This window comes from Coraliomargarita sinensis (genome assembly GCF_003185655.1).
GTDB classification, from domain to species: Bacteria; Verrucomicrobiota; Verrucomicrobiia; order Opitutales; family Coraliomargaritaceae; genus Coraliomargarita_B; species Coraliomargarita_B sinensis.
In genome coordinates, this window is sequence record NZ_QHJQ01000006.1 from 18,893 (window position 1) to 37,986 (window position 19,094).

General features: G+C 55.2%; 10 protein-coding genes. 2 read left to right on the forward strand and 8 right to left on the reverse strand.

The window, feature by feature from the left end; all coding sequences use genetic code 11:
* Window positions 1-8 precede the first annotated feature (8 nt).
* Together DDZ13_RS09270 and DDZ13_RS09275 are read right to left on the reverse strand one after the other, a co-directional pair.
* Window positions 9-8,975 (reverse strand): tetratricopeptide repeat protein, encoded by an 8,967-nt coding sequence (locus DDZ13_RS09270; protein ID WP_110131179.1) that lies wholly within the window; start codon window positions 8,973-8,975, stop codon window positions 9-11.
* A gap of 139 nt (window positions 8,976-9,114) precedes the next feature.
* The gene (locus DDZ13_RS09275; protein WP_158279862.1) at window positions 9,115-10,488 is read right to left on the reverse strand and encodes a TolC family protein; all 1,374 of its coding nucleotides are present in this window, start codon (window positions 10,486-10,488) and stop codon (window positions 9,115-9,117) included.
* 76 nt (window positions 10,489-10,564) lie between these two features.
* Here DDZ13_RS09275 and DDZ13_RS09280 point away from each other — a divergent pair, with 76 nt between their 5' ends.
* A complete protein-coding gene (locus tag DDZ13_RS09280; RefSeq protein WP_110131181.1) occupies window positions 10,565-12,214 on the forward strand; it encodes an NAD+ synthase in 1,650 nt (549 codons plus the stop codon).
* Window positions 12,215-12,252: 38 nt separating this feature from the next.
* On the forward strand, window positions 12,253-13,560 hold the full coding sequence (hemL, locus tag DDZ13_RS09285) for a glutamate-1-semialdehyde 2,1-aminomutase (protein WP_110131182.1): 1,308 nt from the start codon (window positions 12,253-12,255) through the stop codon (window positions 13,558-13,560).
* 209 nt (window positions 13,561-13,769) lie between these two features.
* Here hemL and DDZ13_RS09290 read toward each other — a convergent pair whose 3' ends face one another.
* The 6 genes from DDZ13_RS09290 to DDZ13_RS09315 form a co-directional block, all read right to left on the reverse strand.
* Window positions 13,770-14,609, reverse strand: a complete 840-nt coding sequence (locus DDZ13_RS09290) for an SCO family protein (RefSeq protein ID WP_110131183.1) — start codon at window positions 14,607-14,609, stop codon at window positions 13,770-13,772.
* 185 nt (window positions 14,610-14,794) lie between these two features.
* On the reverse strand, window positions 14,795-15,793 hold the full coding sequence (locus tag DDZ13_RS09295; RefSeq protein WP_110131184.1) for a malate dehydrogenase: 999 nt from the start codon (window positions 15,791-15,793) through the stop codon (window positions 14,795-14,797).
* A 147-nt stretch (window positions 15,794-15,940) separates the two neighbouring features.
* On the reverse strand, window positions 15,941-17,023 hold the full coding sequence (locus DDZ13_RS09300) for a class II aldolase/adducin family protein (protein WP_110131185.1): 1,083 nt from the start codon (window positions 17,021-17,023) through the stop codon (window positions 15,941-15,943).
* 33 nt (window positions 17,024-17,056) lie between these two features.
* The gene (locus DDZ13_RS09305) at window positions 17,057-17,356 is read right to left on the reverse strand and encodes a EutN/CcmL family microcompartment protein (RefSeq protein WP_110131186.1); all 300 of its coding nucleotides are present in this window, start codon (window positions 17,354-17,356) and stop codon (window positions 17,057-17,059) included.
* The gene (locus DDZ13_RS09310) at window positions 17,353-17,613 is read right to left on the reverse strand and encodes a EutN/CcmL family microcompartment protein (RefSeq protein ID WP_110131187.1); all 261 of its coding nucleotides are present in this window, start codon (window positions 17,611-17,613) and stop codon (window positions 17,353-17,355) included. The genes DDZ13_RS09305 and DDZ13_RS09310 overlap by 4 nt, the downstream gene beginning before the upstream one ends.
* Window positions 17,613-19,082 carry an aldehyde dehydrogenase gene (locus tag DDZ13_RS09315; protein ID WP_110131188.1) on the reverse strand — a complete coding sequence of 490 codons (1,470 nt, stop codon included), beginning with the start codon at window positions 19,080-19,082 and terminating at the stop codon, window positions 17,613-17,615. The genes DDZ13_RS09310 and DDZ13_RS09315 overlap by 1 nt, the downstream gene beginning before the upstream one ends.
* Window positions 19,083-19,094: the final 12 nt, after the last annotated feature.

Consider the following 19,094-nt stretch of genomic DNA (forward strand, 5'->3'; position numbering starts at 1 on the left):
CAAAGGGGCTATTCGACTACCGAAACAGTAGTTAGTTCTTCTTTCAAGCGCTCAACTTCACCCTGCATCTTTTTTGAGAGAGACTCCGGTGAGACTTGTTCCAGGTATTTCAGTGCGGCCTCCTTGTCCTTATCCTTATCTGCAGCAATTTTTGCCAACTGCAAGGCTGCCTCACTGGATACGTCTTCCAGCTCAGGATATTTTTCCGAAGTTTCGATGGCATGGTTATACCATTTTCTGGCTTCTTGATACTCATCGTCACGCCCCTCAAGGTAGGCATTTGCCAGAATCATCGCCAGCCACGGTTCCCGGGGATGGTTCTTCATCGGTAAGTCCGAAACGACGGCTGTAATATCAGTATTTTCATAACGGGAAGAATAATCCAGCCCTTCCGTTAAGGCATCGGCTGATGTCGACCAAACTGTTTTGATATATTCTTTGTCGGCCAGCATCAGGGAAATAATCTCCTGCCGGGTTCTACTTTGCTTCTTACCGCTGCCACCACCGGCCATATCATCGACCAGAGAGAAAATCTTTTCCGGATTTTCCCATTTTTCCTTCAGTTTTTGAAGGCGCTCAATCGTGGTATCGGGCAAATTTTCATTGGCAGTCGAAGCCAAGTCCTTGGCCATCCTTGTCAGCAGGTAGTTGAAATATGGCAACACCTCGCGACTGGTTGATTCATCACTGAACGCGAGATTAAGCATGATTTCAGCAAGCGAAGACAACTCGATCAATGCGCTCCGGTCAGCCCGGCCCAGCACGTTCTTCAAATGGTCCTCATACAGATTGTTGTATGTTTTGAAATAGCGTTGGACATACCGGTCTCCCATGTGGCCGACCAAGCCGCGTACCTGATTCGTCAAGGCATCAATGTTGCCTGATCCCATCTCATGCTTGATAAACTCCTCGAGCAGATCCAGCTCTGCCCGGGCCGGCTGAGTGCGTCCAAAAGAATGGTCGTGTGCCTGCCGAATCACTTCCCTCAGGTCCAGTCCGCCGACCGCCTTTTCGATGTGCGCCATGGTCAGCTCAGAATCGGAAACAATCCGAACAATTTCATTCAAAAGCTCAGCATCCAAGCGCGAATCGCCGAGTTCAAGGCCCTGAATCAAGCTACGGGCGCGTTCTTTCTGCTTTGGAATTTCGGTTTTCTTCAGGTCATTGTCATCGCGAACCAGATGCAGCGCCGCTTTCGCGCGGAATCGCAGGTTTTCGTTAGGGACCTCCTCCAGAAACGGAACGAGATTCTCATGAAGGCTAACATCATAGCGAATACTGCTGTCCAAATCAAAATCGAAGGCATTCGGCATCAGTCTTAACGCATCACGATATTCGCCCGCCCGGATCATCTCCACAAAGAGGATGCTATTCCCCTCGAGAGCCCAGTAATGTTTTCCTACAAGTGACTTGGCAGCCTCGAGGTCCTTAAGTTTGAGTGCCATCTTGGCCAGGGCGTCCAAATATCGCTTCATCTCGTTGCGGTCGCCCTGCCCATAAGCCTTCGGAATGTTATCGACCAAATAGGCAAAGCATTCGGCATGGGCATCCCGGCTCTCTTCAACCATGTCCATAGTAGCAAGGTGAGCCAGGTTGTTGAGAAAGTCCTGACGGAGCGGTTCGTGACCAGCCTCGAGAAATGCCTGGAGGTCACTCACATACAGTCTGTTTAAATCAGGATTCTTTTCCAACCAATTGCGTATATCGCTCCGGGAGATGCTCCTCCAGAAATCCGTGCGCAGCTCTATGTTGATTTCATCCGAACCGAGCAATGTGACCATTCGATCCGCACCTTCCTTGTTTTCGCTGTCCCCGGAAGAGGCCTTCGCGATCACTGCCGCGGCAAAAACACGGTGCGACAGCGAAGCATCCGCCGGAATCTCCGATGCCCAGGAGGCCAGATCTTCAAGTTCATCATCGCCCAACCGCATACGCTCCATCGCATACGACCAGAGCGTTAAGGCGGCAAATTGGGCCTCAACATCAGTCTCCCACATTTTGTCAAACTCACTCAGCATCATGGGAACAAAGGCCGAATACTCCTTATTCCCTGACTTGGCTGCCTTCTTTTCATAATCATCAAATGCCGGACGCCAGCCTTCGCGGATCTGGTTGGTCATGTAATTGATATCACCGAAGCTGTCCCCCGAGCCCTCTTGTATGATTGCGGCAATGAAGCGGATCGACGGCCCAAGCCCCTCCGAAGAATTCCGGAATGGTTGTATCGCCTGATAAATCAACGAGCGATTGTTGCTCATAATCTGGGACTGGCTCTGGTTCATCCGTAAACGAAAGGCCTCTTCGCTTCTCTCTGTCCACTTGCTGTAGAGTTTGGCACAGGTCGACATGTCATCGACAAGCATGTTGGACAGCCATTTTTGTACCTGCTGGCGCTCGTTATAAATCTGATTTTGATCGACCGGTACGTCCCCCTCGAGATAAGCGGTAACTTCGCTCTCCAGGGAATCCAGCAACCGCGACTGAACCAGATGCAGCGCCGGATTTGCTTCCTTGCCGGCAATCGATTCCTTGAACCAAAATTGATATAGGTAAGCCAGTTCAACCTGTTCCCTTTCAGACATCGCACGCACCGCATCAAGCTTTCCTTCCAGCACCTTGATTGCGGTATCCTTGCCTGAGCTCCCTTCCAGCATAGCCGCCAGAAACGTCTCACTGAAATCCCCCTTCTTCAGCTCCTTGATGAAAGCTTTACGCTTATCTTTTTTATCCTCACCAGTAAACGTGATACGACTCAATGCACGTTCGTAGATCGATGCACTTCGATTGGGCGGTAGTAATGGAATTTGTCCCGGCCCGGCCGCCCCGGATTGATTCCGGAACACCTGCTCGTCCAGAATGATGAGCGTATCAAAGTCCTCGATCGAACCGAACAAGCCCTGGTTTCGGCACCAGCCCATCGCGGCTTCTACGCTATCAAAGCCCTCGCTGAGTTCGTTTCTAAGTTCGTTCAGAGCATAACTCTGGATTCCGATTTCATGTTTTTTCGTAAAGCGGAATACCGTAATCGCCAGCTCGGGGTTCTCCTTCGCGATATTGGCCAAGACCTGACGCAGCATGCGGATTTTATAACTCGGATGATTGCCGCCGTAATACTGGTTGGTCCATCCCCAGCGGCGGATAAATTCCTGCCAATTATCTTTCGGCCCGAGGTACTCGGTCGTAATCGATTCCAACCATTGTCCCACCAGCTGAAAGTCTTCCACCCCGTCCATCATATCAGCGATTCTACCGATAACTTGATTAATGTGACCGGTGTTTTGCTGAGCGAGCAGAGGTACTTGAATTCGCTTGATGAAGTTCAGCAAGGCCTCGCCTTCCATCCCCCGTGCTTCGATTAGGAATGGAAGGATATTCAGTTTATCCTGGTTCGCTCCATAAATGTAAGTGGCCTCACGACACCATTCCACGCATGATTCAGTAAATTCAGCATCATCCACTCCAATGAGCTTCACATATTCCTTGATTGAGGCGGCCAGCTCGGGGTCTCCTTCAACCACGATATCGTGAAGCTTTTCCAGTCGTGAGACACCCTTGTCTTCATCCTTCTGGTATAGCTGCATCAAGTAGACAAAAGGTGGCACTTCATTCTCCACGCTGCGACCACCGTAGGTATGCCTTCCCTGGAAAGTGTAAGACCAGCGGTTGGACGACCCGCCATAATAAATTTGCCTGAATGACGTCGCACCGACTTTCACATCGTTCTCGATGGCTTGCAGCGCGAGCGGTTCATACAAGGACTGCTTAATCGGTTTTTCCTGAGCGGTATCAAAGGCGTATCGGAGGATGAAAGCCTCTTCTGAAAGTTGCGGATGCCGCTGCATGCCTTCAATGAGCCTGACAAAATGCTCACGGCGAAAATCCCTCTTATCTTCATCGCCCCTACGGCTATTTCGATTCGGCCGCAGCAGGTCGGAAAAGCTCATCCGCCCGAGATAAACCGAAGAACCTACGTTGACAGCATAGTGAGGTGCCCAGTCGATGTTGCGATAATCTTCAAATTCCGGATCGAGTTCTTCGAGATAGGTGACGGTGAGTTCCAGCAATGCCATCCATGTTTCCAAATCCTGATTTCGCTGGGAGTAATTCATCTTCTTGACAATCCAGTCCCCCATTTCGTCCTGATAGACGGAATCCACCTCAGTAAGCTTACGGATCGCCTGCAGACGTTCCTCACTTTTGAGGAATAGAATCAATTCAAGTTGATACTGCGGCTCTTCCGGTCGCAACTCAGCCAATCTTTCCCAGACTTGCCTGGCCTCATCGCGACGTTCGAATTGCTCGAGAATCATCGCATACGTTTCCATCCGTCGGCGTGACTTTGTCTCTCCTGGATCAAAGCGATTGAGAACTTCGTCTTCGAGTCTGGCCCCGGTAATGCGCTGCACAACCTGCTTCAGACGTGGCGGATTGTAATGATTGGCTTGCTGGATCAAGCGTCGGACTTCACGAACCGCTTCGCTCGCCGCTGCCGCTTTCTTGCCGCTACCGGCAAGCTCGGTTATGCGATCCATAGGGTTGGATCTTCGTGACGAACCATGGGAGTAGCCAAGATGGGACATGGAACTCATGGCAAATCCCATGCCGGAGCTTGGCCCTTTGATGATACGCTCGGCTTCATCCTCAAGTCCCAGTTCATTCAATACGTCCGCGTAATACTGAAGTTGATGGCTGCGTATAGTAACCGTCTTGCGAAGCCGCAGTGCCGCGCTGCGTGCCGACTCGAGAACATCCTCGTCGATGGAGTCCAGATCCTCTTTTCGAACCATATCCAGAACCACCGCGACAATCGCTTGTTCATAACGGGATCGGGAAGCCCGTGCCTCCGGGTGTTTTAAAGCCTGCTCGAGAGTCTGAACTGCTGCCTTATTGTCTTCTTTTTGACCATACAGCCAGGTTGCATAGACAAAGAGTTGGTTCGGGTCGGGATTGTCCGAGACCAGTTCGTCGAACATTTTATCACAATTCTCGATGTCCTCTGCCATCCAATATACGAGCAACTTGAGTTCCGGACGGCTGAATGCCTCGACATGGGAGATCAAATCCAAATCACGCCAATCATCAGCCGCCAGGGCAGCACCTGGATAACCGGGACTTATGGTCCCCGGCTTAGCCAGAAAGCGGCTAATCATCGGATTTGCCAATTCAAGGTATGCCTCCTCAAAGGCAGGCAGTTGTAACTGCAGGTTACTGTGATGCCTGCGGTAGCCGTAATAGGAACTGTAAGCGGAACCGGGTGCAGTATTCGCCAGATTTTCGAGACGCGTAAGCTGTTCTTCGAGGACCCCGATCAATTCCTCTGTCGTGCCCTGATTGAGATAAAGTGTCGCGAGCACATTGAACCCCATCATCGCCAGCTGTGCTTTTTGTCGATCGGTCGACGTTGCGTCTTCGCTGTAGTAAAAGGCTTCGACCCGTTCTTTGAGTTTTTGCATCTGCGCGTCGCTTAATTCAACCACACCCGCATTTCGACCTGTGTTGCCGTAAGCAGGAGAAAGCAGCCGTAGCAATAGTTGGCTACTATGCCCGATCGACTCCTGGTCCTCAAAGCTGACATATTCGATGATGTGATCGACGTAACGTTCCCCCTTTTCCGGTTCGCGCATGAGCAAAGCCAATGCAAACTCGGAAGCGACCGCTGGGTTTTCATCCATATAGCTGTCGTAACCACGTTCTAAAATCTTTTCGGGAATAAAAGAGCCCCGGTGGATATAGCCCATCAGTAGCGGATAGGCTTCCGCATCTTCCGGATTTTCCTCGACGTATTTCAGCAACCGCACCGGTATGGAATTTGAGGAACGCCCGCCGCCAAGCGCGATCAGGATTGGCGCACAATCCAGGCCGGCACGACGCATCGCCTGAATGGCTTCACTCCGTTGCCCCTCATCCCACTCGGCAACCAGCGCACTCATCTGCAGCGCACACATGTCACGGAGAGTTTCCCGGTCGTTCGGCAGGAAAATTTGCGGCATCCCGAAGCCGGAGAGCCCCATGCCATAGCCGTGACTGCGGTGTGAATTCTGATTCAGGTAGGAAAACGTCTGGTTACTCTGAAATAATATTTTGGCAGCTTCACTTCCTTCCCGTTGCAGGAATCGGGCATTGTAACCATAATAAACCCGTTGTCTGCCCTGCGGCGGTTGCGGTAAGCCGATTAATTCCTGCTGAGGGCTTAATAAGCTCAACCATTTTTCAAATGCCTTCTCATCCTGTCCGGTCGCCTCCAGACAAACGCCCAGCAAGTAGCCCAGTCTCCAGTCATCCGGATGTTTCGCCACCGCCTCCTGCGCTTGCTTCAGGGCAATCTCCCACTCCCTCGCTCCAGCCAGCGAGTCGATGATCGACTCAAGCTCTCTGGCTGAGTGCCCGCCGGCAGGAGCCGATTGGAAGATAAGGTCATACGCTTTTTCCGTTTCCCCCATTCTGAGATAAAACGCGGACAGCGTATTCACATTGGCACTGTCGTCATCGATTCGAACCAAACGCTGTAGCGCTTCTTCCGTGGCTTCCAGGTCACCGTAGTTTTCATGCAATGCGGCCACCTGCCGGAGAAGCTCAGGATTGTCGGGCTGCAAATTGGAGGCTTGCATCAAGCTCTCACGGTACTGGTCCGTAAGGTTGCTCTCCCGGTAGACTTCAGCCAGGGCCAGCAGAGGAAAGACGGATTCCCTCTGTTGCTTGCGCATGGTGTTCAACTTTTCAATGAGTTGATCCGTCGTGCCCCGTTGGAGGTTGAGCCTGGCCAATTCACGCATCCAGCGCAGGCGCTCCGAATCCTTTTCTTCCTGATTAAACAGTCGCCAGTAGATGCGTGCCGCCTCTGCATATTCGCCTGCTGACTGATGCAGAGCCGCCAGGCGCAAAGTCAGGTCCAGATCGTCCTCGAATTTATATAATCCCCGCCGCATCTGCTGGATCGCTTCGTCATTCCGGCCTGCCGCCTCAAGCAGATCGGCCTCCTGTAACCATACTTTGGAATCGCCAGGGGTAAGCGCCTTCCAGCTATCGACGTACTCAATCGCACGATCCCACTCGCCCAGTTGCTGCAGCAAGCCGACAATTCGACGCAGGTTGAGCGGATTCTTGCCGGCATCCATCGCAATGAGCGACTCCATGGCTTCAACGGATTCATCCAGACGCCCCTGCATTTCTAAAATTCGGGAAACTTCGGAATAAGCAATAACGCCTCCAACCTTACGAATCCGCTCAACGGTTTCATCAACCGATAAACTGTCCCCGCTGACATACTCCAGATGAGCCTTCAGACAGAGCTCCTGTAATTTAAGCGAATCGCTCGATTCAAACTCATCCAGAAGGTTATCCACCTCTTCCGCGCGCTGAATAATACTAACCGCCAAATTCAATGCTGAGCTCAACTCAAACGCAGTCTCAGCCTTCAAGACAAGGGTGCGGACCCAACCGAGCGCTTGCTCCGGTACGGACTGGGACATCGCGAGATTACTTAATTCCTGAAGATAGAGTGAATCGGTCTTAAAATCATTGAGACGTGATTTCAGGAGCTCATAAGCCCTCTCTCCCAGAGATTCGCTTACCAGAGTACGTGCAATACGAATAAGGTCTTCACGGCCGACATCGGCAGCCATGGACTCCAGGAGGTCGATGGCCTTTTCATTCTTCCCACGCCCAAAGAGCCAGACCGCATAATTTTCCACCGACTCGACGTCTTCCGAATTCGCCTCAGCGAGTGATTTATAAATCGGCCCGGATTGGTCATAAAAACCGAACTGGTCAAAAACTTGAGCCACCTGTAAGCGTTCGCTCGAAGTGCTCCCGAGCAATTTTTCGTAGGATTGAAGCGTATCGAGCAGCGCTTCGCGGTCGCCGCTTCGGTCGACAAGAGAGGCATGCTTCAGGCGCAATTCTGCATCTTCAGGGTAGAGTTCGCAAAGTTTCCGGCTACTCTCGACCGCACGTTCCAAACGATCACTGCGCTCAAGAAAATCAACAAACGCTTCGTGGTTTTGACGATCACCGGGCGTCAACCGCAGTAGCTCTTGATACTGTTCGATGGCCGTATCCACGTCACCACTGGCAGCCAACGCTTGAATGCTACGTTTCCAGACTTCGACCCGTTGCGGGTATCGCTCGCTCAATTCACGGTAAAAGCTTCGAGCCGCATTCAAATCATTCATCCCGGCAACGACCAAATCCAGCTGGGCTAGGATTTCTTTCTCCAGCCATGAACCGGCCCCGACTTTATCCAGCAAGTCGCTGAGGTGAGTTTGCGCTTTGGAACGGTCTTCCTGCCGGACGTAAATTTCGCCGACATCAATCTGGTAGAGTGCTCTCTGATAAGGGTCGCTGGTGGAGTCGACCAGTTTGAGCGCGGTTCTCAGTGCCTCCTCCAGCATCCCTTCGCTAATCTGCAAATCGATCAGGTCCTCCATCAGCTCATGATCGTCGGGGAAATCCTTCAAAAGTTCACGCCAGATGAGGTCGGCCTCCTTGGTGCTGCCGGAGAGCGCGAGACAACTGCCCTTCAGGCGCTTTGCTTCGAGCATCTGTGATTCATCCAACTCACAGTTGAGTGCCCGCTCCAAATTATTTAATGCTTGCTCGTAATCCTGTAGTGCCTTGGCCGACTTGGCACGACTGAGCCAAAGCTCCCCATCCTCCGGTGCCAGTTCTGTTGCGGATTGATACGCCTCCAGAGCCATTCCTTCTTCACCCCGCTCGAGATAGAATACTGCAAGTACATGCCAATCGCGCGCACCCCCTGATTCGGCATTGGATAGAAGAAACTGTTCCAACTCCTGAATACTTGCGGAAGCCAACCATTCATCATAGAATCGGGTAAAAATGACTTCGGAGTCCGGCCGTTTTAAGAGCAACTCATGATATTTGAGCGCCTTCTCGTTCGTGACTTCTTCCGCATGGGCGGAAGTCAGAAAAGAAATAATGAGCAGACAAGAAACAAGGGGGCGGAAAAAAAACATGTCAAATGGGGCGAAATGCACACAAACAATACGTTCGCAAGAAAGTTCCCGCCTTTCTGTTGCCCCTTTCGAATCGAGTCAAGCAAAGCGTCCTATCTGCCTAAGAATAAGGCAGGTTCCCCTGCAATATATGCAATTCTTACTCCAAAACCCGCTCAACGGAGCCAATCGCCCGGGCAAAGGACAAACGACTGAGTCCATATAGATAGATTGCCCGCAAGTGGCTGCTTTCCGCATCAGCCAGACGCTGTTGGGCATCGATCAGCTCTCGGTTGTCTGCGAGGCCTTCGTTGTAGCGCTCGCGGGCCTGGTCGACCTCATCTTTGCCCAGTCGAACCTCGTCCCGCGCAATCTCGATCTGCGCGTAGCGTGAATCCATATCGAGCATGGCAAATTTGAACTGGCGCTCGATTTCATTACGCAGCTGACGGGTGGCGTATTCGTTCTGGCGAACCGCCGCCCGGGCTTCACGACTCTCCGCTGCAATGCGGCCGCCTTCCCAGATGGGGATACTCGCTTCGATGCCCACCATCCAGGCTTCGCCTTCCTCGCCATCGAAAGCCTCGTTCGAGTCGTAACCCCAATCGGCAAAGAGCTCAAGCGAGGGCAGGCGTTGCCAGGTGACCGCCCTTTTCGCCAACTTAGCCTGGTCGAGTTGCAATTCCTGGCTTTGAAGTTCCGGTCGCAACTCGGTGAGGTCGGCCATTAGACCGTAGCGCTTCAGTGCCGGCGGCGACTTGACCCCATCCACCAACGATCGATCAAGGACAACTTCCGTATTCAGATCGATATCCAATAGATTCTTCAGTTGCAGTATCGAGTCGTCGGCTGCGGTTTCCGCTTCCATGAGCGAACGTTTCACCGTGGCAAGTCGAACTTCTGCACGGGTCACATCGATTTTTACCGCGACGCCGGCGTCGAATTGTTGCTGCGCCAAATCAAGCAGGCGCTGTTCCCGCTCAAGGTTACCCTGGAAAATTTCAATGCGCCGTATGTCACGCAACTGCGTGAAATAGAGTAATATGGCCTGATCGAGAAGATCCTGCACCGCAACCTCGTAATCGAGCTGTTCGATCGCATGCGACAACTTGGCGATACGGAAATCGGCATAGCGTTCCGCATCAATCAGGCTGAGACTGCCCTCGATACGGGAACCGAAAGAGTTGAACGGGGGCGAATTCGTATTGGCTCCCGCAAACCCCCGACCCAATTGCGTGCGCATTTGTTGGGCCCGCAGGCCGAACTGCGGTAGCAACTCCGCCCGACGCTGGTAGGCCTGCTCCAGGGCGCGCCGCACATTCTCCTTTTGAATCAGAAGCTCCAGATTTTGACCTTTTACCCGCTCAATCACGTCCTCGACGCTCAGGTGCATGGGCCCGGAGACATCAGGCGAAGGCGCTTCTTTAGAAGAAGCCTCCGCGGCAAAAGCTGCGAGCGCACCGGCCGCAAAGTTGGCAAGGACTAGACTGATTATCTTGAATTCTCGAATCATGACAAAATAGTAGTGTCGCATCGGACGCACTGACGGCAGTATTTTCTGAAAGTCCATCTTTGCAAGTCGCCAAATCAAACAATTGTTTAATTTCCATATGAAAATCGGCATCGCTCAAATCAATACCACCGTCGGCGACCTTTCCGGCAACAAAGCACTTATCCTCGATGCCTACCGGCAACTTACCGAACTGGGTGCCGAACTCGTCGTATTTCCAGAGCTGGCGGTTTGCGGCTATCCACCCCGAGACCTCCTCTTCAAGAGCCGGTTCGTTTCGAACACGGAGGCGACCCTGAAAGAGATTGCCACCCAGACAACAGAAGTCCCCGCCGTGGTTGGCTTTGTCGAAAGCCGTCCCAAGGGCAGCAAGGGCCGGCCCTACTACAATGCGGCGGCATGGTGTTCACATGGCGAGGTGCAACACATCGCCCGCAAGTCGTTACTGCCGAACTACGACGTCTTCGATGAAGAGCGCTATTTTGAGCCGGCCGAAGGGCCCAGTGTCATCGAGTGGCAGGGCCGGAAAATCGGCATCACCATTTGCGAAGACATTTGGACCCATAGTGACATCCCGACCAGTCGCCGTTACTGCGACGACCCGGTAGCCGATTTGGCGACTCAGGAAATCGACTTATTGCTGAACCTCTCCGCCAGCCCCTGGCACGAGGGCAAGAACGAAGCCCGTGAGCCTTTGGTCCAGGACGCAGCTTCCCGCTGCAAGTGCCCGGCCGTCTATTGTAATGCCGTTGGAGGGAATGATGAGCTGATTTTCGATGGCGGCAGTCTGGTCGTCGACCCCGAGCGCGGCCTGATTGCCGGTCTCGCCGCCTTCGACTCGGAAAGTTGTCTCATCAACCTGGAGAAGCCGGAACCTTATTTCTCCGAAAAATTCAACCTCAAGGGCAATGCCGCCACGCAAAAAGCGCTGGTTCTCGGCCTTCGTGATTACGCCCACAAAAGCGGTTTCAAGAAAACCCTCATCGGTCTCTCCGGAGGCATCGACTCGGCGGTGGTCTGCGCCCTGGCCGTTGAAGCTTTCGGACCGGAGAATGTTACGGGCATCGCGCTCCCCTCCTCCATCTCCAGCCAGCACAGTCGCGACGATGCCGCCGCACTGGCCAAGAACCTGGGCATCGAGTACCACGAAGTCGCCATTGCGGAAAGCGTTGCCGCCTCGGAAGCGGCCCTCGCCCCGCTCTTCGGCGACCGGGCCAAAGATGTGACCGAAGAGAATATTCAGGCCCGCACCCGCGGCCTGCTGCTGATGGCCATGTCGAACAAACTCGGCGCCCTGCTCCTCACCACCGGCAACAAGAGCGAGATCTCCGTCGGCTACTGCACGCTCTATGGCGACATGTGCGGTGGACTCGCCGCAATCTCGGACCTGCCGAAGATGAAAGTTTACGCCCTCGCCCGGCACATCAATGCCGATGCCGGTCGCGAACTCATTCCGGTCAACACCATCGAAAAGCCCCCCTCCGCCGAACTTCGGCCCGACCAGAAAGATGAAGACTCGCTCCCCGCTTATCCCGTCCTGGACGGCATCCTGCGGCTTTATGTCGAAGAAGGCCTCTCCCGCGCCGAGATCGTGGCGAAAGGTTACGAGCGGGAAGTCGTCGACGACATCGTGCGGAAGGTCGATCTGAACGAATACAAGCGCAAGCAGGCCGCCCCGGGACTCAAAACCACCCCGCTCGCCTTCGGTATCGGACGACGGATCCCGATCGTCCAGAAATATGTGAGTTGAGAGTTGAGAGGTGGAAGTTGATTGTTGAGAGTAGCCGCATGGCCAACTTTCAACCAGCAACCAACACCCATCCACCTTCGAAAGATCTCTTCGAACGCGCCCAGCAACTCATGCCCGGCGGGGTGAACTCTCCGGTCCGTGCCTTTCGTTCCGTCGGCGGTGCGCCATTCTTTACCAAATCGGCAAAGGGCGCGCACCTGACGACGGCCGACGACCGGGAACTGATCGATTTCGTCTGCACCTGGGGGCCGGCCATCCACGGACATAACGATCCGGATATCCGTGAGGCCGTGGCCGCAGCCCTGGAAAATGGAACCAGCTTTGGCACGCCCAACCCTTACGAGGTCGAGATGGCGGAACTCATCGTCGAATTGGTCCCTTCGGTTGAGAAGGTCCGCATGTGTAACTCCGGCACGGAGGCTACCATGTCGGCCATCCGTCTGGCCCGTGGCTACACCGGTCGCAGCAAGATCATCAAGTTTGCCGGCTGCTATCACGGCCACGTCGATTCACTCTTGGTCAAGGCCGGTTCCGGCGCCCTCACCCTTGGTAATCCGGACAGCGCGGGCATCCCTGCGGGCTTCGCCGCCGAAACCATTGTGCTCGATTACAACGATGTGGACGGGCTGGAGAAAGCCTTTGCCGAACACGGTGAGGACATTGCCGCCATCATTGTCGAACCCTACCCGGCCAATTGCGGGCTCATCCTTCCGGACGAAGGGTATCTCGAATCTCTGCGGACACTCTGCACCGGCAACGGTACCGTGCTCATCTTCGACGAGGTCATGACCGGCTTCCGCGTCGCTCTGGGCGGGGTTCAGGAGCGGGTCGGCATCACGCCCGACCTCACCGCCATGGGCAAGATTATCGGCGGCGGACTGCCGGTCGGTGCGCTCGGCGGAAAGACCGAAATCATGGACCACCTGGCCCCGCTCGGTCCCGTTTATCAAGCCGGCACGCTCAGCGGCAACCCGCTGGCCATGGCGGCGGGAATCGCTTCACTGAAAAAGCTCAAGGCGACCAATCCCTACGCAACACTGGAAAAGCTGGGCGCACAGATCCGCGATGCTCTCCTCGATGCCGCCAAGGCAAAAGGAATCGCACTGCAGATCCCCCAAGTTGGCTCCATGTTTTCCCTCTTCTTCAACGAAGCCCCTGTTCGTGACTTCAACGACGCCACTGGTAGCACCACCGATCATTTCAGTAAGCTCTTCCACTACGCGCTCGATCACGGAGTGTATCTGCCGCCTTCGGCTTACGAAACCTGCTTCCTCTGCTCCGCGCACGACGGCGAGGCCATCGAGCAGGCGGCCGAAGTGCTGGCTGCGGGAATCAAAAAACTGTAGGGGCTTTGCTTGCAAAGCCCGCATCGCCTTCCAGTCGATGCCCCAAAGGTTCGAAGCGCCCCGCCAGTCACGCATTGAGCGTGCGGCTGAAGTCTTGAGGAACGGAATTAAGAGTTTAGCTGAGTAATTGGAGCGAGGACATTCCTGTCCTCGTTGCACGCGTGGGTGGACAATAATGTCCACTCTCCAAATGACTTAATCCGATCCGCTCAGAGTTTCTTCGCCGCTTCAAGGAATCCGGCTACTTTCCACGAAGGACCTTCTTCGCGGTAGGCAACCTTACCCGTCGCATCGACCAGCAGGGTCGCCATGGTATGGTTGATGGTGCCGTCCTCCTCGATTGTCATGATGGCAAACTGACGGAGCAGATCGTCGACCACCTCTTGGTTCATCGTGAGCAGATGGAAATTATCGAACTCCACTCCATAGCCCTTCCCGTAGCTGCGAAGCGTTCCCGGAGAATCAAACGCCGGATCGAAACTAATCGTCACAAAGTGCAAATCGTCCAGGCCCGCGCCCCGTGCCGCCTCCTGGAGTTTCTCCATCTTGGAGCTGGACGCCGGGCACATCTTGGCCGCCTGGCAGCGGGTAAAAATAAAATTCAGCACAAAGGGATGTCCACGCAGATCCTCGATCTGAACGAATGCGCCGTGCTGATCGATCATGCCAAAGTTCGGTATGCGGTCGCCTTCCCGTAGATACTTTCCCCGCCCCATCGCTTCGGTCTCACGGTGCAGGATGCGGTTGACCAGCCGAACCTCATTCGCCCCTTCGCCGTCCAATGGAAAGACCTGCTCCAAATGCCAGGCCTTGTTGTAGAAGTTTGCGTTCGCGCGGATCCGCCGTCCGACATAGCCGATCTCGAGATCACCGCGACTGACGCGAAAGCTCTGCTTTTCACCGGTCGCCACCTCCGTGCTCGCCGACTTCAAAACCTGTACTGCAAAGGTCCTGGCCTCGGGATCCACCGAATCGACCCTGCCCTCGATGACAAACGCGGCTAGCAGCGCGTTCTGTACGAAAAGAAAAAATACGAGAAAACGTAACACTGCAAAAACGATGCTCGTTGCCGCTTAAAACTCAAGGGGAGTTGTTGAATCCGCCATCATTCAGTAGGAAAGGTGGGCAAAACCGAAACGACTTCTAATCATGGCGCGTACCAGATGAAAGGCGCAGGCAAAACCGCATGTGTGGATCATCGGCCTTACCGACCGATGCGACGAAAGCTGTGCGATTAAACGCTCAACCCAAGCTGCCCGAAGGCGACCTTGCGCTCCTCCAGCAGTTCATCATTGGAGGCCTTGATCTGCGCTTTGGCGTAGTCGTTGAGTTGAATCCCTTCGACCACCCGCCAGTTGCCCACAGCGTCCACTTTGATCGGCAGCGAGGTAATGATGCCGGCCGGGGTGTCATACTCGCCCTTGGAGAGGACGCAGACACTGTGGAAGCCACCGCGCGTCGGCGTGTTCAAATCACATACCGTATCCACAACCGCATTGGCGGCGGACGCAGCCGAAGAAGCACCACGGGCCGCAATGATGGCGGCGCCGCGCTTGCCCACAGTCGGAACGAAAGTATTTTTAAGCCAGTCCTCGTCGGTAATGACATCGGTGGCCTTTTGCCGGGAAATCTTCGTATTGTAGAAATCCGGGAACATGGTCGGGCTGTGATTGCCCCAGACGCAGAGCTCGGTCACTTCCTGCACCGGCACCCCGGCTTTCTGGGCCAGTTGAGTCTTGGCCCGGTTCTCGTCCAGACGGGTCATGGCGAAGAACTGCTCGTCGGGGATATCCGGCGCGCTCTTCATCGCGATCAGGCAGTTGGTATTGCAGGGGTTGCCCACCACCACGACGCGTACGCTCTTCTTCGCGTGGTCGTTGATGGCCTTGCCCTGCCCGACAAAGACCTTGCCATTGATGCCAAGCAGATCGGCACGCTCCATCCCCTGCTTGCGCGGCACCGAACCGACAAGCAGCGCCCAGTCGACATCCTTGAAACCTTCACTGAGGTCGGAAGTCTGCACGACCTCGGTCAGCAGCGGGAAGGCACAGTCATCCAGCTCCATGGCCACGCCCTTGAGCGCGTCCATACCCGGCTCGATCTCGATCAAATTCAGCGCCACCGGCTGGTCCGGCCCGAACATCTGTCCGGAAGCGATGCGAAAAAGAAGGGCATATCCAATGTTACCGGCAGCACCGGTGACTGCGACTCGTATGGGGGGATTTTTTTTCATAAAAAATCAGTTTTCTAGTTTTCAGTTGGTGAGCTCCGGGGAATTTCGCATCGTAGGGGTGGTGCTAGTGCCACCCGTGAAGCTTGCGAGGTGTACCGTATCTTCCGCTGTGACTACGTGTGTTCGCGGGCTTCGCAAGCAAAGCCCCTACGCGAGTTTCTCCATAATCATGTCGGTGATCTTCTGGACAAGGGCCTCGTCGACATCACCGGCTGCGGGCGCGCTGTTCGTTCCGCAACTGCAGGCTGCCGGTTGCGGCTGGGTATGCACGGTGTAATCGCCCGCGTCGCAGAGCTCGCATTCCTTGAGTTCGTCGAGACGATGGTCGGGCATGCCGAGCTTCTTGCGGAGTAAAATCAATTCCTTGAGCTTGTCGGGGCCGTATTGCTTCGGTCCGCCGATCTGCGTGGTCACGGTCACCGTATGACAGAAGGCGTCGGTGTTTTCCATTTTCCAGTAGGCGTCCTCGACGTCCTTGCCCCAGCAGATGACACCGTGGTTTTGCATAAGGATGGACTGGTGCTTCTTCGCCAGTTGGCCGACTTCCTTGGCGTTCTCGGGGGTCCCGGGCGTCTGGTAGCTGGCAAAACCAATCTCGCCGAGAAAGACTTCCGGCTCGGGAATAAGGCAGGACGGCGGGGTCACTCCGGCCACGGCGAAGGCGGTGGCGTAGACCGGGTGCGCGTGCACACAGGACTTGGCCTTGGGCTCGTTTTTCATGATGCCGAGGTGCGTATTGACCTCCGACGTACGCGGACGGGTGCCGGCGACCTGATTGCCATCGAGGTCGACCATGCAGATGTCGTCCGGCGTCATGAAGCCCTTCGAAATCAGCGTCGGCGTGCAGAGAACGAGGTTGTCCCCCACCCGAACCGTAATGTTCCCACCGTTGCCGTCGACGTAGCCCTTGCTCCAGATGCGCTTACCGATGTGGCAGATGCGCTCCTTCAGGGCGTGAATTTCCGGGGAGTAGAAAAACTTCTCCAACTCGGCAGCAGTCTGTGGGTCGCCGCCGGGTTTCCAGTTGTATTCCGCATCCGGCAGGACCGGGGTGTGAATCTTCGGCTTGTCCCCGGAGACAACCAGAGACGGTGCAGCCGGCTTGCCCCGGTGCTTGCGCATGATGTCGCGTGCCATCGGCGTCAGCTTGGCATTCTCAGGAATCGTGCTCAGGCACTGGCCCTGCTCGATCATCTTCTCGAGGTCTTTGGCGGTATATAATTTGCTCATATTGAAAAGGAGTTAGAAAAAAGAAGTTGGGAGTTAGGAGGACGCCGGCGGCGCATAAGCGTAGTGGTCGAGTATCGCGACGTTGATAGCGTCGAGAGGAATCGGCTCGGGAAAAGGCTGGGTGGCTTCGGCGCCTTCCACGTAAAGGATCTCATCGCCGACTCCAGCACCGATCTTGTCATAGACGACCGGCGTGGAGGCCTGGCTGAGTCCGGCGTTTTTACCGCTGAGCTCGTCCTTCCCCATCGGACTGACCAAGAGCCAGCGGGCTCCGCGGAACTGCGGGGCTCCCTGACTGAGGGTGACTGTGCCAATGACGCGTCCGGGTTTCATGATTCGTCGAGGATGCCGATCACCTGGTTGCGGATCGGTGAGGTTTCGTCGTGAACGGTATTCTGGGTCCAGGACCCGTCCGTGGTGATAAAGACTTTGGCATGCCGGCCCGCCCCGATGGGATCGACCGCTGCGATAGGCATACCCGCGTCTTTGCCATTTTCATCCACCGGCGTGCAAAAGACGATCTTCTGTCCCTTGAGGCTCGGGTGAGCGATGGTGGCTGTAGCCCAGCCGTCTATGCGGGCGTGCAGCATTAACCGATGATGTTGAGCTGGTCCACGAGGGCGCAGCGGCGGAAACGGGTAAAGGTCTTCGGGGTGGTGATGCCTTCCCCGGTGGTCGTTGCGATCGAGAAACTAATGTAGCCTTCGCCGCCCATTCCGAGACCGGCCACGCAGGGGCCGTTCTTGACAAAGAGCGTGGTATCCATGGCCTGCCCCATCTTTGTCATGTTGGCGACGTTCATGGTATGCACCATGGCGGAGTGCTTGTAGCCGTGTTCGGACTCCTTGGCGATGCGGATGGCATCGTTGAAACAACCGGCACGTACAATTGGCAGAAGCGGCATCATCTGCTCCTCGTCGACGAAGACATCGTCCGCCTCGGTTTCCGCAATGAGCATTTCCACTTTGGGATCGATCTTCAGCCCGGCGATGGCGGCGAGCTTGACGGGGTCGGCACCGACGTATTCGCGGTTGAGCACGGCGTGCGAGCAACCGCCGTCACCGTCCTTAAAGTCGAAGACCTCTTTTTTGATCGCCTCGAGCTGTGTTTTGTTGAGAAGCACCGCTCCGTTCCGCTTGAGCGCATCCAGTGTCTTTTTGTAGCTGTCGCCGACGGCGACAATTTGTTTTTCGCCGATGCAGAGCAGATTGTTGTCAAAGCCACCGCCCAGGATGATGTCCTTGGCCACCTTGTCGAAGTCGAGCGCATGACAATCGTCGACCACGACCGGTGGATTGCCCGGACCGGCGCAAATCGCGCGCTTGCCAGTCTTCATGGCCGCGTCCACCACGGCCGGACCGCCGGTGATACAAAGTAGATCCACATCCTCCGAGGCGCAGAGCTCGTTAAAGGAATCCAGCGAAGGTTTTTCCACGGTGCAGATCAGGTTTTCAATCCCTGTGGCCGCCTTGATCGCTTCGTTGAATTCATGGATGGCGATGGCCGCACAGGCGGCACCACCCGGGTGCGGATTGAAGACGACTGCATTTCCGGCCGCCACCATATTGACGACATTACCGGCCAGCGTCGGTACCGAGTGGGTCACCGGTGTGATACTGCCGATCACACCCCAGGGGGCACACTCTTCCATGGTGATCCCCGCGTCGCCGCTCATGCCGAAAGGCGTAAGAAACTCCGTGCCGAGCACGTTCTTGATGCCGTGCAGCTTGGCGATCTTGTGGTCGAGGCGACCGATCTTGGTTTCCTCAAACTCGATTTTACCCCAGCGGTCGGCGTGGTCCGCACACATCGTTTTCACGATCTCGATCACCTTGGCACGACCGGCAAAGCCCTGCTTCTTCAATTGCTCGAAACCGCCGCGCGCCGCCCGGGCAGCACTGGAGGCGTCTTCGAATACACCGTGCCTGGCCCCGCTGGCCTGGATCGCTACCGATTTCGGCGCGGAAGGGGCGACATAAGCTGAAACCGATTGGGTTTGCAGTGACGACAATACCTCGGTGACGACATCGCGGATGGCGGCTTCACTTAATTGACTCATCTAAATTCCTTT

Excerpts from the sequence above, each read along its gene's own strand:
- DDZ13_RS09295 (WP_110131184.1), bottom strand. The coding sequence starts at position 15,793 with ATGAAAAAAAATCCCCCCATACGAGTCGCAGTCACCGGTGCTGCCGGT.
- DDZ13_RS09305 (WP_110131186.1), bottom strand. The coding sequence starts at position 17,356 with ATGAAACCCGGACGCGTCATTGGCACAGTCACCCTCAGTCAGGGAGCC.
- DDZ13_RS09270 (WP_110131179.1), bottom strand. The coding sequence starts at position 8,975 with ATGTTTTTTTTCCGCCCCCTTGTTTCTTGTCTGCTCATTATTTCTTTT.
- DDZ13_RS09275 (WP_158279862.1), bottom strand. The coding sequence starts at position 10,488 with ATGCGACACTACTATTTTGTCATGATTCGAGAATTCAAGATAATCAGT.
- hemL (WP_110131182.1), top strand. The coding sequence starts at position 12,253 with ATGGCCAACTTTCAACCAGCAACCAACACCCATCCACCTTCGAAAGAT.
- DDZ13_RS09300 (WP_110131185.1), bottom strand. The coding sequence starts at position 17,023 with ATGAGCAAATTATATACCGCCAAAGACCTCGAGAAGATGATCGAGCAG.
- DDZ13_RS09310 (WP_110131187.1), bottom strand. The coding sequence starts at position 17,613 with ATGCTGCACGCCCGCATAGACGGCTGGGCTACAGCCACCATCGCTCAC.
- DDZ13_RS09315 (WP_110131188.1), bottom strand. The coding sequence starts at position 19,082 with ATGAGTCAATTAAGTGAAGCCGCCATCCGCGATGTCGTCACCGAGGTA.
- DDZ13_RS09280 (WP_110131181.1), top strand. The coding sequence starts at position 10,565 with ATGAAAATCGGCATCGCTCAAATCAATACCACCGTCGGCGACCTTTCC.